Annotated in this window: 12 protein-coding genes; 5 read left to right on the top strand and 7 right to left on the bottom strand. The window is 69.1% G+C overall.

Annotation, left to right across the window (positions count from 1 at the left end):
• Positions 1 to 41: 41 nt before the first annotated feature.
• The 3 genes from DL990_RS39800 to DL990_RS39790 all read left to right on the top strand — a co-directional run bounded on the left by DL990_RS39800 (position 42) and on the right by DL990_RS39790 (position 4,942).
• A complete protein-coding gene (locus tag DL990_RS39800; RefSeq protein ID WP_125783113.1) occupies positions 42 to 1,430 on the top strand; it encodes an amino acid permease in 1,389 nt (462 codons plus the stop codon).
• A 196-nt stretch (positions 1,431 to 1,626) separates the two neighbouring features.
• Entirely contained in the window at positions 1,627 to 2,367 is a 741-nt protein-coding gene (locus DL990_RS39795) for an ABC transporter ATP-binding protein (protein WP_125782951.1), read from the top strand.
• 4 nt (positions 2,368 to 2,371) lie between these two features.
• Positions 2,372 to 4,942, top strand: coding sequence for an FtsX-like permease family protein (locus tag DL990_RS39790; RefSeq protein ID WP_125801756.1), 2,571 nt, complete (start codon positions 2,372 to 2,374; stop codon positions 4,940 to 4,942).
• Positions 4,943 to 4,960: 18 nt separating this feature from the next.
• On the opposite strand, the gene DL990_RS39785 is transcribed toward DL990_RS39790, so the two are convergent.
• Both DL990_RS39785 and DL990_RS39780 read right to left on the bottom strand, forming a co-directional pair.
• A complete protein-coding gene (locus DL990_RS39785) occupies positions 4,961 to 6,310 on the bottom strand; it encodes a DUF2252 domain-containing protein (RefSeq protein ID WP_125782955.1) in 1,350 nt (449 codons plus the stop codon).
• A 51-nt stretch (positions 6,311 to 6,361) separates the two neighbouring features.
• Positions 6,362 to 7,219, bottom strand: coding sequence for a DUF1206 domain-containing protein (locus DL990_RS39780; protein ID WP_125801755.1), 858 nt, complete (start codon positions 7,217 to 7,219; stop codon positions 6,362 to 6,364).
• 50 nt (positions 7,220 to 7,269) lie between these two features.
• Between DL990_RS39780 and DL990_RS39775 the strand changes: the two genes are divergently transcribed.
• Positions 7,270 to 7,623, top strand: a complete 354-nt coding sequence (locus DL990_RS39775) for an antibiotic biosynthesis monooxygenase (RefSeq protein ID WP_125782959.1) — start codon at positions 7,270 to 7,272, stop codon at positions 7,621 to 7,623.
• Here the strand turns inward: DL990_RS39775 and DL990_RS39770 are convergent.
• The 5 genes from DL990_RS39770 to DL990_RS39750 all read right to left on the bottom strand — a co-directional run bounded on the left by DL990_RS39770 (position 7,581) and on the right by DL990_RS39750 (position 12,254).
• The gene (locus DL990_RS39770) at positions 7,581 to 8,927 is read right to left on the bottom strand and encodes a DJ-1/PfpI family protein (RefSeq protein ID WP_125801754.1); all 1,347 of its coding nucleotides are present in this window, start codon (positions 8,925 to 8,927) and stop codon (positions 7,581 to 7,583) included. The genes DL990_RS39775 and DL990_RS39770 overlap by 43 nt on opposite strands.
• 2 nt (positions 8,928 to 8,929) lie before the next feature.
• A complete protein-coding gene (locus DL990_RS39765) occupies positions 8,930 to 9,328 on the bottom strand; it encodes a hypothetical protein (protein ID WP_125801753.1) in 399 nt (132 codons plus the stop codon).
• A gap of 99 nt (positions 9,329 to 9,427) precedes the next feature.
• Positions 9,428 to 10,075: a response regulator transcription factor gene (locus DL990_RS39760; protein WP_125801752.1), complete on the bottom strand. Its 648-nt coding sequence runs from the start codon at positions 10,073 to 10,075 to the stop codon at positions 9,428 to 9,430.
• Positions 10,072 to 11,175 carry a sensor histidine kinase gene (locus DL990_RS39755; RefSeq protein WP_233598744.1) on the bottom strand — a complete coding sequence of 368 codons (1,104 nt, stop codon included), beginning with the start codon at positions 11,173 to 11,175 and terminating at the stop codon, positions 10,072 to 10,074. Before DL990_RS39755 ends, DL990_RS39760 begins: the two co-directional genes overlap by 4 nt.
• Before the next feature lie 80 nt (positions 11,176 to 11,255).
• Positions 11,256 to 12,254 carry a LacI family DNA-binding transcriptional regulator gene (locus DL990_RS39750; protein ID WP_125782969.1) on the bottom strand — a complete coding sequence of 333 codons (999 nt, stop codon included), beginning with the start codon at positions 12,252 to 12,254 and terminating at the stop codon, positions 11,256 to 11,258.
• A 161-nt stretch (positions 12,255 to 12,415) separates the two neighbouring features.
• Between DL990_RS39750 and DL990_RS39745 the strand changes: the two genes are divergently transcribed.
• Positions 12,416 to 13,483, top strand: coding sequence for an ABC transporter substrate-binding protein (locus DL990_RS39745; protein ID WP_125801751.1), 1,068 nt, complete (start codon positions 12,416 to 12,418; stop codon positions 13,481 to 13,483).

Raw genomic sequence — 13,483 nt, 5'->3', positions numbered from 1 at the left:
CACAGACCAGCGGCCTGAAACCAGGGCTCAAGCAGCGACATATGAACTTGATCGCCCTCGGCGGCGTCATCGGAGCGGGGCTGTTCGTCGGCAGCGGCGTGGTCATCCAGTCGGCGGGACCGGCCGCGGTGGTCTCGTTCCTCATCGCGGGCCTGATCACCGTGCTCATCATGCGCATGCTCGCGGAGATGACGATCGCCAAACCCGCGCTCGGCTCGTTCTACGTCTACGCCAGGGAAGCGCTCGGCAACCGCGCCGGTTTCGCCGTCGGCTGGATGTACTGGTACTTCTTCGTCATCGTCGTGGCGGTCGAAGCCGTCGCGGGCGGCCGGATCCTGCAGCTGTGGGTACCGGATGTGCCACTGTGGGTGCTCAGTCTCGGCCTGCTCCTGATCCTGACCGGTACCAACATGGTCTCGGCGCGGTCCTACGGCGAGTTCGAGTACTGGTTCTCCTCGATCAAGGTCGTCGCGATCGTCGTGTTCCTCGTCGTCGGCGGCCTTTACCTGTTCGGCTTCTGGCCGGGCGCCCAAGGCGGCGTGACGAACCTGGTCTCCCACGGCGGATTCGCGCCACTCGGTATCGGCGCCGTGCTCGCGGCGGTGGTCCCGTGCATCGGTTTCTACACCGGCGCGGAGATCGTCACCATCGCCGCCGCCGAATCCGCGGAGCCGAAGCGGGCGGTCGCGAAGGCCATGCGGTCGATCATCCTGCGAGTGGTGCTGTTCTACGTCGGTTCCGTGTTCATCGTCGTCGCGATCAAGTCCTGGGACGATCCGGCGACGGCGGTCAGCCCGTACGCGGCCGTGCTGGAGGTGCTCGGCATCCCGGCGGTGGCGACGATCATGAACGCGATCGTCCTGACGGCGGTGCTGTCCTGCCTGAACTCGGCCCTGTACACCTCGTCGCGGATGCTGTTCGCGCTCACCAGCAAAGGCGACGCCCCGAAGGCGTTCACGCGACTCTCCCGCAGCGGTGTGCCGAGGCGCGCGATCCTCGCCGGGACGGCCATCGGATACGTGTCCGTCATCGCCGCCTACACGTCACCGGACCTGATCTTCCAGTTCCTGGTCAACTCCTACGGCGCCGTCGCGCTGTTCGTGTACCTCTCGATCGCGCTCGCGCAGGTACGGCTCCGCCGACGCCTGGAACGCGAGGACCCGGAGAAGCTCACGCTCAAGATGTGGCTGTTCCCTTGGCTGAGCTACGCGACCATCGCGCTGATGGGCGGGGTGATCCTGGCGATGGCTCTGCTGCCGTCGACCCGCTCGCAGTTCTGGCTCAGCGCGGTGACGCTCGTGCTGATCCTCCTCGGGTTCGAGATCCGCAGGCGGCGCGGCAAACCGGTCGCCCAGGTTCCGGCTGCCCCCGTCGACCCCGTGCCCGATGAGTCCAAACGGGACGCTGCCTCGGCCGCCGTCCGGGATTGACAAGCCCCGCAACGACTGTGTCGCGAAAGCCACTTTCAGGACGTCAGACGTCCTGAAAGTGGCTTTCGCGACACAGCGTCGGTCCGCCGCATGGTGGTGCCAGCGCTACCACGAGTCTTCCCTCACGCGGGATCGTTTCCGCCCCTTGACGCCCGTAGGTTCAGACGGGAGAGATCACCACCGTTAAGGGGAAACAATGAATGCAGGGGGCGCGTGCGCCTTGAAGCTGGAATCCGTGAGCAAGGTCTACGGATCCGGTGACGGCGCGGTCACGGCGTTGAACGGGGTGACCGTCGAGGTGCGCAGAGGCACGTTCACCGCGGTGATGGGGCCGTCGGGTTCGGGCAAGAGCACCTTCCTGCACTGCGCGGCAGGGCTGGACAAGCCGAGCTCGGGCCGGGTCCTGCTGGGGGACACGGAGCTGAGCCGGATGCGTGAGAAAGCGCTCACCGAGCTGCGGAGGACCCGCGTCGGGTTCATCTTCCAGGCCTACAACCTGTTGCCGTCGCTGAACGTGCTGCAGAACATCACCCTGCCGACCAGGCTGGCCGGGCAGAAGCCCGACCCGCAGTGGCTGCGTCAGATCGTCGAGAGTGTCGGCATCGCGAAGAAGCTCGAACACCGCCCGTCGGAGCTGTCCGGCGGCCAGCAGCAGCGGGTGGCGATCGCCCGCGCGCTGATCACCCGGCCCGAGGTCGTTCTCGCCGACGAACCGACCGGGGCGCTGGACACGCGTACCGCGCGCCAGGTGCTCGACCTGCTCCGGTCCATTGTGGACGAAATGGGGCAGACCGTGCTGATGGTCACCCACGATCCGGTGGCGGCGTCGGCCGCGCACGGTGTGCTGTTCCTGGCCGACGGCAAGCTGGCGGGCCACCTCCAGGGGCCGACGCCGGAGCGGGTCGCCGAGCGCATGACCCACCTCGGGGAGTGGTGACGGCATGTGGGATTTGGCATGGCAGACGACGAAGACCCGGCTGAGCGGTTTCATCGGCGCGTTCATCGCGATCCTCTGCGGGACGGCGCTGGTCGCCGGATGCGGCATCCTGATGGAATCCGGTCTGCGGGCCGGTGTCCCGACCCAGCGGTACGCCGACGCGGCGGTCGTCGTCGGCGGTCAGCAGACGGTCGACCCGCCCGGGGCGGGCCCGCTCGAAAGGAACCAGGTCGCCGAGCAGGCTTCGGTGCCGGTGACGCTCGCTGGGGCGATCACCGCGGTGCCAGGGGTCCGCGGTGTGGTGGCGGAGCAGAGCTTCCCGGCCAACGTGGTGACGGCCGACGGCCGGGCGCTGAACGGTCCCGAAGGTGGCCAGTCCTTGGGCCACAACTGGGACGCCGCCGTGCTGGCCCCGTTCTCGCTGCGTGACGGCCACGCGCGCGCCGGCGCCGACGAAGTCGTCCTGGACGCGGAACTGGCGTCACGGAGTGGCGCGGCGGTCGGTCAGCGGGTGAAGATCGCCATCCGCTCGACCCCGGTGGAGTTCCGGGTCTCCGGTATCGCCGCCCCGAAGTCGGGTGACGGCCTCACCCGGCAGTCCGCGGTGTTCTTCTCGCAGGAGAAGGCCGCGGAACTCGCCGGGGCACCCGGTCAGGCGCACGCGATCGGCGTGCTGGCGGACCCGGGCGTCGCACCGGGCGACCTCGCCGACCGGATCCGCGACGCGGCCGGCACCGACAAGGTGACGGTGACGACCGGGGTCGAGCGCAGCACGGTCGAGTTCCTCGACGTCAGCCAGACCCGGATGCTGCTGATGGCGCTCGCGGGTTCGTTCGGCGGCTTCGCGCTCCTCATCGCGGTGTTCGTCGTGGCCAGCACCCTCGCGCTGGTCATCAACCAGCGACGCCGGGAGTTCGCGTTGCTGCGGGCGATCGCGGCGACACCGCAGCAGATCCGCAAGCTCATCGGCGCCGAGACGATGCTCGTCGCGGTGGTCGCCGGGGTGCTGGGCAGCGGCCTCGGCGTGGCGGTCGGGTTCGGGCTGAGGAACGCGTTCGGGGCCGTCGGGGTGATCCCGCCGGACTTCGAACTGGCGATCAGCCCGATCCCGCTCGTCGCCGCGCTGGCGCTCGGTCTCGGCACGGCGCGGCTGGCCGCCTGGTCGGCCTCGCGGCGTCCGTCGTCGATCCGCCCGGTGGAGGCGCTCGGCGAGGCCGCGGTGGAGCGGCGTGAACTCGGGCGCGTGCGCGTCATCATCGGCTGCGCGCTGGTGGTGGCCGGTCTCGGTGGATCGATGGTCCCGATCTTCCTCCGCGGTGACGCGGGGCTCGCGGCCTCGGGGAGTTCGTCGCTGATCATCGTGATCGGACTGGCCGTGGTCAGCCCGAAGGTGGTCGCCGTCATGACGCGGCTGATCGCCCCGGTGCTCAACCGGACGTCGCGGGTCAGCGGCTACCTGGCCGCCGCGAACAGCCAGGCCAACTCGCGCCGCCTCGCCGCCGCGGTGACGCCGGTGATGCTGGCGGTCTCGTTCGCGCTGACGATGTTCTACAGCCAGACCTCCGCGGCCGCCGCGCGGCAGGAGGAGACCGTCGAGTCGACCGCCGCGGACCACGTGCTCGCCAGTGGCACGGGCGGGCTCTCGCCGGAGGTCGACGAGGCGGCACGGCGGATCCCCGGCGTCGCCGCCGCGACCCCGGTCGTCCGCACCGAGGTGATCAACACGGTGCAGGAGCAGGACAGCGTCCGGGTCGAGCGGTACGCGGCGCAAGGACTGGACGGTGCGCAGGTCCGCGGGAACCTCGAACTGGGCGTGGTGTCGGGCAAGATCACCGATCTGACCGGGAACACCGTGGCGATGAGCGAATCGGAAGCCGACTGGTACGAGAAGAAGATCGGCGACGAGGTCGAGTTCTACTTCGGTGACGGTGCTCCGGCGAAGCTGCGGCTGGTCGCCACCTACACCCGCGACCAGGCTTTCGGCCGCTATGTGCTGCCCGCGGAGCTGGCCAGGGCGCACACCGGCGACCGGATGGACGATTCGGTGCTGGTGCGGGAGCAGCCCGACGCGGATTCCGCGACCGTGACGGCCGCCCTGAACGACCTCGCGAGCCGCTATCCGGGTCTGGTCGTGACGCCGGGATCGGCGGTGGCCGCGCCCGCCGTCGGGCAGCAGCAGGCCCAGTTCTACGTGAACCTGGTCGCGGTCGGCGTGATCCTCGGCTACGTCGTGATCTCGGTGGCCAACACGCTGGTGATGAGCACGGCGCAGCGCTCGCGGGAGTTCGCGCTCCTGCGCCTCATCGGCACCACGAAGCGACAGGTCATCCGGATGATGCGGTTCGAGGCACTGGCGACGGTGGGGGTCGCGACACTGCTGGGGACCGTGGTGGCGGGGGTTCCCTTGGTGCTGTTGAACCTCGGCCTGCGCGGGACACCGCTGCCGTCCGGGACGGCGACCGTCTTCGGCGGGGTCGTCGCCGGGGCGATCCTGCTCGGCCTGGTCTCGCTCGGCCTCGCCACCCGCGTGACGCTGCGGTCGAAGCCGATCGAGGCGATCGGCCTTCGCGAATAACGGGTCCTCGCCGTCCGGTCAGCCCTCCGCGGCGGGCCGGACGGCGGGGATCTTCCCGCCGCGGAAGGCGTTCACGAACAACCGGTGGTCCTCTCGCGACTGCTCGGCGTAGGCCATCCCGAATTCGGTCAGCGCGCGGACGAACTCGTCCTCGCGGTCGCCGATGACCCCGGCGATGGCCTCTTCGCTCTGGAAGCCGACCAGCGTCTGCTCGGAGTCCGAATCGGAGACACAGTGCATCTTCGCGGTGGCCCTGCCGAGATAGTCGAGCACCGGCCCCATCTCCGACGGTTCGGTCAGATCCGACCAGTCGAGGTCATTGACGTAGGGCGACAACTCCGAGACGACGAATCCGGTCCCGTCGATCTCCGTGTACCCGAGCCAAGGATCGGCGTGCGCCTGCAACGCGCGCTGGGACACGGCAGTGCGGTGACCCTCGTTGGTGAAGTAGTCGCGGATGCTCTCCTCGGCCACGATCCGGCTCGGCGCCGCCACGTTCCCTTGTTTCATCGACAGGACGACGTCGTTCTCGAGTGCCTGTGTCCGGCCTTCGACGAGGATGTTGTACGCGGGCAGCCCGGCCGAGCCGATGCCGAAACCGGTCCGGCCGACGATGTCCTTGACCCGGTAGGTGATGCTGCCGAACCGCTTGTTCTCCGGGATCGTGTCCAAGTAGGACTCGAAGGCCTTGGTCGCGATCTCGCGTTCGGCCTTCTCCAGCACCCGGACCCCCGGCCCGTGCCGGAACCTGCGGTCGAAGTCCTCCACCATGGTCAGCTCGTCGAGCAGGTCGATCCGCGTCTTGAGGCGCGCCCGGAGCAGGATGTCGTGAAGGACGCCTTCGGTGCTGTCCAGCTCGAGCCGGACGAGTTCGTCGCCGGGACGCTCGGCGTACTCCCGGACCTGCTTGACGTAGGCGCGCAGATAGGTGCCGATCAGCATCTCGATGTCGTCGTCGGAGATCGCCTTGCTCCACGCCAGCAGCGCGACACTGGCGGCCAGCCGTTTGAGGTCCCAGGTGAAGCATCCGAGGTACGCCTCGTCGAAATCGTTGACGTCGAACACCAGCGTCCCGGACGAATCCATGTAGCTGCCGAAGTTCTCGGCGTGCAGGTCGCCCTGGATCCACACCCGGCTGGTCTTCTCGTTCGCCCACGGATCGTTCTCGTGCGCCATGTCCGCGTAGAACAGGCACGCCGAACCCCGGTAGAAGGCGAACGGAGCGGCGGCCATCTTGCGGAACTTGCGGCGGAACGCGTCGGCGTCCGCGCGCATGAGGTCTTCGAAGGCCTCCACCAGCACTTCGACGATCCGCACCTGCCGATCGTCCTCGCCGCGCTCGCGGATCCGCTCGACCACACCTGTCATCACGACCTCCAGACGTCTGTCACGGTGCCACAGGTCGGTTCGCCGGGCAGATCAGATCTTGCGGAAACGAGCGTCCAGCAGCGCGAAGGCGCCGAACGCGGCGATCCCGGCCGCGAGCACGAGGAGCATCGGACCGCCGTACGGCTGGGCGGAGAGGGTCTTCAGCGCGGCGTCGAGGCCGCTGGCCTTGGCCGGGTCGAAGGTGACCGCGGCGACGACCGTCAGCACGCCGATCGTGCCGTACGCGGCGGAGAGCGCGATCCAGCCGATCTGCCCGAGCCGGATCGTCGTGGTCCGGGCGCGCCCGGAGGCGCCGCCGAAGTCGAGCTCCCGTACAAAGGTCTTCCGGAATCCGCGCTGGGCGAGGAAAACCGCCACCGCGACCACGGTGACCCCGGCGGCGGTGACCAGAACCTGTCCGTACGACTCCGCGAGGATCCCGGCGACGAAAGAGCCTTGCCCGTCGTCGGCGCCCGCGATGGCGATCTTCACCGCGCTGTAGGACACGAGCCCGTACAGCACGACTTCGATCCCGCTGACGATCCGGCGCACCGTCCGCCGCCGCGTCTTCACCTGCCGATGGCCCGTGATCGCCTCGCTGAGCTGCCACAACGCCAGCACGGCCAGCCCGGCCGCGATCAGCCAGAGCAGCCACGCGCCGCCCTCGGCGACCACCATCTGCAGGGCGCCCGCCTTGTCCGCCTTCGCCTTGTCGCCGAGCGCGACCTGTGCCGCGAGCCACGCGACGAGCAGGTGCACGATCGCGTAGCAGACGAGCCCGCCTCGGGCGAGCAGGCCGAACGTCTTGCTGTCGCGCATCGGGCGATCCTTGCCGAGCCGTCCGCTTTCCACCAGGTCCGGCCGGAGCAATATGTCCGTCGTGTCGGGCAGGTCACTCTTGATCTCCACCGAGGTCGAGGGTGAATCCTGGGTTTCACCGACAGTTTCGAGGAGTGAACATGAACGAGGACAAGGGTTTCTACTCGATCATCGAGTACGCCGTGGACGGACCGGAGACCCAGGCGGCGCTGGTGGAGGCCTTCGCCGGGATCCAGGACCGCTGGGTCCGGTTCTACCCGGGCTACGTCTCGGCGCGGTTCCACGCGAGCGTGGACGGGACCCGGGTCGTCAACGTCGTCAGCTGGGCGAGCGAGGCGGACTACCGGCATTTCGAGGAGACCTCGGACACCGCGGGCAGACTCGCGGCCATCCAAGCGGCACTCGACGGCCTACCCGGCGAGGTCGAGTCACTGGTGACCGCGAATCCACGCTACCGCGTCGTCCGGGAGACCGGCCCCGGTCCGCGGCGATAGAGGGCGCGGATCCCGAAGGCGGCGAGCAGCCCGAGGACGGCCAGCCCGATCGGCCGGAACGCGACCGTCCAAGGCCATGCCGGGCCACCGAGCGCGAGGTGCTCGGTCCGGTACTCCAACGTCCTGGCCGTCCACCGCGTGGTCGCGGTGTCCGTGGTGCGCGCCAGGTCTTCGAGCACGGCGTCGAACGGGAACCCGGGCCCGGCGTGCAGGTACACCGGTGAGAGCCCGGCGTACCGATCGGCCGCGTGCGTCGCCGCCGCGTCGGCGCCGGGCACGATCAGCCGGTCGAAGTCGCCCGCCATCGGCGTGCCGCGCGGGGCGAAGGTCAGTCCGTGCCGGGACCGGATCGGCGCCCCGCCGAGACCGACCGCCGTCGTCTCGACCGCCAGGGACTGGCCGTAGGTGTCGAACACGGCGGCGAGCTCCAGTTCCCGGATCCCACTGGTCAGCAGGACACCCAGCGTCGGCTTGTCCCAGCGGAAGGCGGTGTTGAACCCGACGACGGTGTCCGCCGCTTCGAAGGTGTTCTGTGCCATCGGCGGGCTGGAGCCGGGGGAGTAGTGGGGCCAGCCGACGGCTCGGGCCGTCTTCCGCGCGGTTTCGGTGCCGGCGAACCGCTCGGCGATCCGCAGCGCCCCGTCGATCCCGGAGAGGATCCCGGCCGTGGTCACGATGTTCCCGTCGTCGACGTAGCGGGTGCCGCGAATCCAGCCCACGGCGGGGAATTCGTCGTCGAAGCCGCCGATGCGGAGCCAGTGCGCGGTAGCCTTCCGCCCGTCGAGGAGCCCGGCCGAGGCGAGGACGCCCGAACCGTTGCAGACGCTCATGAGCACCGCGCCCCGCGACGACTGCCGCTTCAGCCAGTCGGTCACCGGTCGCGTGGTCGGCTCGCCGAGGTCCGGCAACGCGGGCACCACCACGACGTCCGGGGCGGCAGGGAGCAGCTTGTCGAGCTCGGCGAAACCCAGGTCGGGGATCAGGTCGAGGCCGCCGGTCAGGGTGACCGGCCTGGCCACCGGCGCGACGGTGTAGACGTTGAACGCGCCGGTCGCGGCCAAGATCTCGTACGGGACGAGCGTGTCGGAGACGACCGCGCCTTCGTTCCCGACGACGACCACCGCGGTGGGTTTGGCGGGATCGTGTGCCCGGCGTACCGGCTGCGGCGAGATCCCGTCGGTTCTCTGTGCGTAGCGGTTTTCGAAACTGGCGCCGAGTGTGACGGCGCCGAGGGTGAGCGGCAGGGCCAGCGCGGCGACGGTGAACGCCAGCACGGTCAGCGTGACACGGACGACGGTGCGCATGGTCAGGCTCCGTACTCGGCGCGACGGCGGACCATGGCGGCGAGCATCGCGGGCACCATCAGCACGTGCCCGGCCGTCATCATCGTCGACCCGGACACCAGGCCGGTCCAGTAGAACGGCATGAACAGCAGGTACGGCACGTACATCGCGGCCGACATCTCCGCGATCGAGGCCCAGCCGTGGCGCCGGATCCGCATCCAGAGCGCCATGCCGAGCGACATGTTCGTCGCCATCACCAGCGCGCTCGCGGTCACGTTCCCGGCGAGGCCGGGCCACAGGAACGACCAGACCGGTTCGAGGACGATCATCCCGGCCACCATCGCGAGAAGCATCTCCACCGCGTGGCGGGTGAAGTGCAGGATGGCCTGCTTGCGGGTCTTGGGTTCTGTCGTGTGGTTCATTTCCGGCTCCCTCGATCGGTGCGACGGGAGCAATGTTCGGCCGGGGCGGGGCACGAGGGCAGGTGCCGGAAGTCATGCGCGAGGTCATGTGACCCGCGCTCAGAACAGGCCGAGTTCCCTCGCGCGCAGGGCGGCCTGGGTCCGGTCCCGCACCTGGAGCTTGGACAGGACACTCGTCACGAGGTTCTTCACCGTTCCCTCGGCGAGGAACAGCGTCTTGGCGATCTCCCGGTTGCTGCGGCCGACGGCGAGGAGCCGGACCACCTCCAGCTCCCGTTCGGAAAGCGGGGTCGCCAACGGCTGAGCCCGCGGTGTTTCGGCGGGCAGCCGCGCGACCCTGGCGACGAGTTTCGCCGCGACCGACGGCTGCAGCACCGACTCGCCCCGTTCGGCCGCGACCAGTGCTTCGACCAGCCGCGTCGACGAGACGTCCTTGAGCAGATAGCCGACGGCGCCTGCTCGGAGCGCGGCGAACACGTCCTCGTCGTCATCGAAGGTGGTCAGCGCCAGAACACGTACGCCGGGCTGCTCGGCCCGAAGCCGGGCGGTGGCCGCGATCCCGTCCAGGACCGGCATCCGCAGATCCATCAGCGCGACGTCGGGGTGGAGTTCGGCGCACAGCCGGACAGCCTGCTCGCCGTCGGCCGCCTCGCCGACGACCTCGATTCCCGGCTGGACTTCCAGCAGGGTAGCCAACGCCTCGCGGAACAACGCCTGGTCGTCGACGATCAGTACGCGGACGCTCATCCCGGCACCTCCACGGTGAGCGTCAGGCCATGGCCTTCCGCGGAGTCGACCGAGACCCGGCCGCCGAGCCCGGCGACCCGCTCGCGGAGTCCCATGAGCCCGAAACCCTTGTCCGGCGGGGAATCCCCGGCGAATCCGAGACCGTCGTCGCGGACCTCGAGCCGGACTCGATCGGCCTCGGTGTAGTCGAGCACCACGTTCGCGGCCTTGGCACGCGCGTGCTTGTGCACGTTGGTCAATCCCTCCTGGGCCGCCCGGAACAGCGATTCCTCCACCTCGGCACGGGTTTCCCGCGCCGTGCCCTTGACCTCGAACCCGGTCGGCACGCCGGCCGCGGAAGCCTCGTCCGTCAAGGCCCGCAACACTTCCGCGAGCGGCTCGGAGCGCGGTTCCCGCAGCGCGGAGACCGACCGGCGGACCTCCGCCAACGCCTCCCGCGACTGGTCCTGTGCCTTGGCGAGCATCCCGTCGACCCGTTCGGTGTCGCCGGTGCCGATCACCGCCCGGGCGGCCTGCAGCATCATCTGCACGACCGTGAGGTGATGGCCGAGCCCGTCGTGGATGTCGCGCGCGAGCCGGTTGCGTTCCTGGATCGTGGCGAGCTGTTCGGCCTGCGCGGCGTGGTCACGAAGACGTTCGTGCGCCTCGGCCAGCTCCTCTCGCGCCCGCTTCTCCCGGACGACGAGTTCGGTGACCACGGCCGCGAAGATCATGACCGCCAGCGTCCCGAGCCCTTCACGGAGCCCGTCCATCGGCGCCATCGGGAGATGGATCAGCGGGATCAGCACCGCGACCCCGAAAGCCACGGGCAGCGGCAGCAGCAACACGGTGTGGCTGACAAGGACCACGAGAAGCAGGACGGACCCGACAGCGGCACCCGAAAGCGAGAACAGGGTGAAGCCGAGCGGTAACTGAACGCAGACATACGCGATCGCCCACGCACGTCCGTGCTTCTGGACCCAGGGAAAGCCGATGACCGCGATCGCCGTGTAGACAAGCCCGGCGACGAGCGTCGGGAGCACGAGCGTCTCGTACTTGGCCGAGCCGAGGGGCAACGTCACGTATGCGACGAGAGTCAGCACGGCCAGGGCCCGGTTCACGGACACACAATGCCACGTACGGGGGCGAGATAGGCGAACTCGCGTGCGACGCCCCCGCAATTGGTCACCTACTTGCGGGGTCAGGTGATCGTGCTGTTCCGGATCTCCAGCGAGAACGGCGTCTGGACGTCTTCCGGTTCGAGGTCGGTCCCGCCCGCGATACGCCGCCGCAGCAGATCGACCGCCGCCCGCGCGATCGCCGCTTTGTCCGGCGCGATCGTCGTGAGCGAGGGCAGGCTGTACGCGCTTTCCTCGTTGTTGTCGAAGCCGACGATCGCCATGTCCGACGGCACCTGGACGCCGCGTTCGGCCGCGGCGCGAAGGGCGCCGATGGCGAGAAGGTCGTTGAAGCAGAAGACGGCGTCGGGCGGTTCGGGCAGGGCGAGGAGATGGGCCATCGCCTCGGCGCCGTTGGCACGGTGGTAGCGCAGAGCGGGCAGGACCAGTTCCGGAATCGGCGCGAGCCCGGCTTCTTCGAGCGCGGAGTGGTAGCCCTCCAGTCGTTGCGCGGCCGTGTGACGCTGCGGATGCGCGCCGATCGCGGCGATCCGGCGGCGGCCGAGCGAGATCAGGTGCCGCACGGCGATCCGGGCGGCCTGGACGTTGTCGATGCCGACGTGGTCTATCGGGACGTCGACGACATGCTCGCCGAGCATCACCAGCGGGACGCCGGGCGCCAGGTCTTCGAAGTCGTTGGTGTGCAACGCTTCCGGGCTGATGATCGCGCCGTCGATCAGATGCGGTCCCAGCGCGGAGAGGGCGTTGCGCTCCCGGTCCCTGGTGCCGAGGGTCTGTTCGATGAGGACGTTCCACTCGTGTTCCTGCGCCGCCTGCAGCACCAGCCCCGCCAGTTCGCCGAAGTACGGGATGCTCAACTCGGGCAGCATCAGCCCGAGGAATCCGGTGCGGCCGCGACGGAGGTTGCGGGCACCGAGGTTGGGCCGGTAGCCGGTCGACGCCAGTGCCTCCTCGACCCGTTTGCGGTTCTCCGGCTTTACGAAGTCGTAGCCGTTGACCACGTTCGACACGGTCTTGACCGAGACGCCCGCCAGCTTGGCGACGTCCTTGAGCGTGGCCACTCTCGCTCCCCTCTGCAGTGCTCCGGCACAGATCCGGCACAGCCTAGCCGCGCGAACGGCGGATTTACAACGTTGTACCAACGATGTAAATCTGGCATCGTCCTAATGAGTGACATGGGTCACCGCAGACCCTTGTGCTCGACTTCCCCGAGGAGCGATCGATGTCCCTGCCCATCCGCCGCACCCTGCTCCTGGTGACCGGCCTCGCGCTCGCGCTGACGGCCTGCACCAGCCGCGAGACCCAGCAATCCGCCCCGTCGGGGGCGGGACCGGCCGCTTCGGCGGCGCCGAACCAGGCCGCGGGGCCGGGATGCGCCCGCGAGAAGATCGGCTATCCGCAGGTGGACGTGAAGAACGCGGTCATCGGCTTCTCCCAGTCGGAGAAGGAGGCGAACCCGTTCCGCATCGCCGAGACGCAGTCCATCAAGGACGAAGCGACGAAACTCGGTGTCCCGGCGGACAAACTCCTGGTCACCAACGCGCAGAGCGATCTCAACAAACAGGTCAGCGACATCAAGTCGTTGCTGGACCGGGGCGCGCAGCTGCTCATCGTCGCCCCGCTGAACTCCGACGGCCTACAGCCCGCCCTCGACGCGGCGAAGGCCAAGAAGGTCCCGGTCATCACGATCGACCGCAAGGTGACCTCGCAGCCGTGCTCCGACTACCTGACCTTCATCGGCTCCAACTTCGTCGAACAGGGCAAGCGCGCGGCGCAGGAGATGGTGAAGGCGACCGGCGGCACCGGCAAGGTCGCGATCCTGCTCGGCGCGTCCGGGAACAACGTGACCACCGACCGCACCAAGGGTTTCAAGGACGAGATCGCCTCGACCACGGGCATCCAGATCGTCGCCGAGCAGACCGGCGAGTTCGACCGGTCCAAGGGCCAGGCGGTCATGGAGCAGCTCATCCAGAGCAACCCCGAGATCACCGCCGTCTACGCCGAGAACGACGAGATGGGCATCGGCGCGGTCACCGCGCTCAAGGCCGCGGGCAAGACGCCGGGCAAGGACGTCAAGATCGTCTCGATCGACGGCACCCGCAACGCCGTCCAGCTCATCGCCGACGGCAGCTACAACGCGGTGATCGAGTCCAACCCGCGCTTCGGCCCGCTCGCTTTCTCGACGCTGCAGGACTTCGCCGCGGGCAAGGAGATCCCGCCGACCGTGGTGATCTCCGACGACCAGTACGACTCGGCGAACGCCGCGCAGAAGCTCGGGAACGCGTACTGA

The organism is Amycolatopsis sp. WAC 01416 (genome assembly GCF_003947485.1).
Classification (GTDB): domain Bacteria; phylum Actinomycetota; class Actinomycetes; order Mycobacteriales; family Pseudonocardiaceae; genus Amycolatopsis.
This window is presented reverse-complemented; position numbering and strand designations above follow the sequence as displayed.

Bases quoted from the DNA above. Each gene is read 5' to 3' on its own strand.
- DL990_RS39800 (WP_125783113.1), top strand. From the start codon at position 42: ATGAACTTGATCGCCCTCGGCGGCGTCATCGGAGCGGGGCTGTTCGTC.
- DL990_RS39795 (WP_125782951.1), top strand. From the start codon at position 1,627: ATGAATGCAGGGGGCGCGTGCGCCTTGAAGCTGGAATCCGTGAGCAAG.
- DL990_RS39790 (WP_125801756.1), top strand. From the start codon at position 2,372: ATGTGGGATTTGGCATGGCAGACGACGAAGACCCGGCTGAGCGGTTTC.
- DL990_RS39785 (WP_125782955.1), bottom strand. From the start codon at position 6,310: ATGACAGGTGTGGTCGAGCGGATCCGCGAGCGCGGCGAGGACGATCGG.
- DL990_RS39775 (WP_125782959.1), top strand. From the start codon at position 7,270: ATGAACGAGGACAAGGGTTTCTACTCGATCATCGAGTACGCCGTGGAC.
- DL990_RS39770 (WP_125801754.1), bottom strand. From the start codon at position 8,927: ATGCGCACCGTCGTCCGTGTCACGCTGACCGTGCTGGCGTTCACCGTC.
- DL990_RS39765 (WP_125801753.1), bottom strand. From the start codon at position 9,328: ATGAACCACACGACAGAACCCAAGACCCGCAAGCAGGCCATCCTGCAC.
- DL990_RS39760 (WP_125801752.1), bottom strand. From the start codon at position 10,075: ATGAGCGTCCGCGTACTGATCGTCGACGACCAGGCGTTGTTCCGCGAG.
- DL990_RS39745 (WP_125801751.1), top strand. From the start codon at position 12,416: ATGTCCCTGCCCATCCGCCGCACCCTGCTCCTGGTGACCGGCCTCGCG.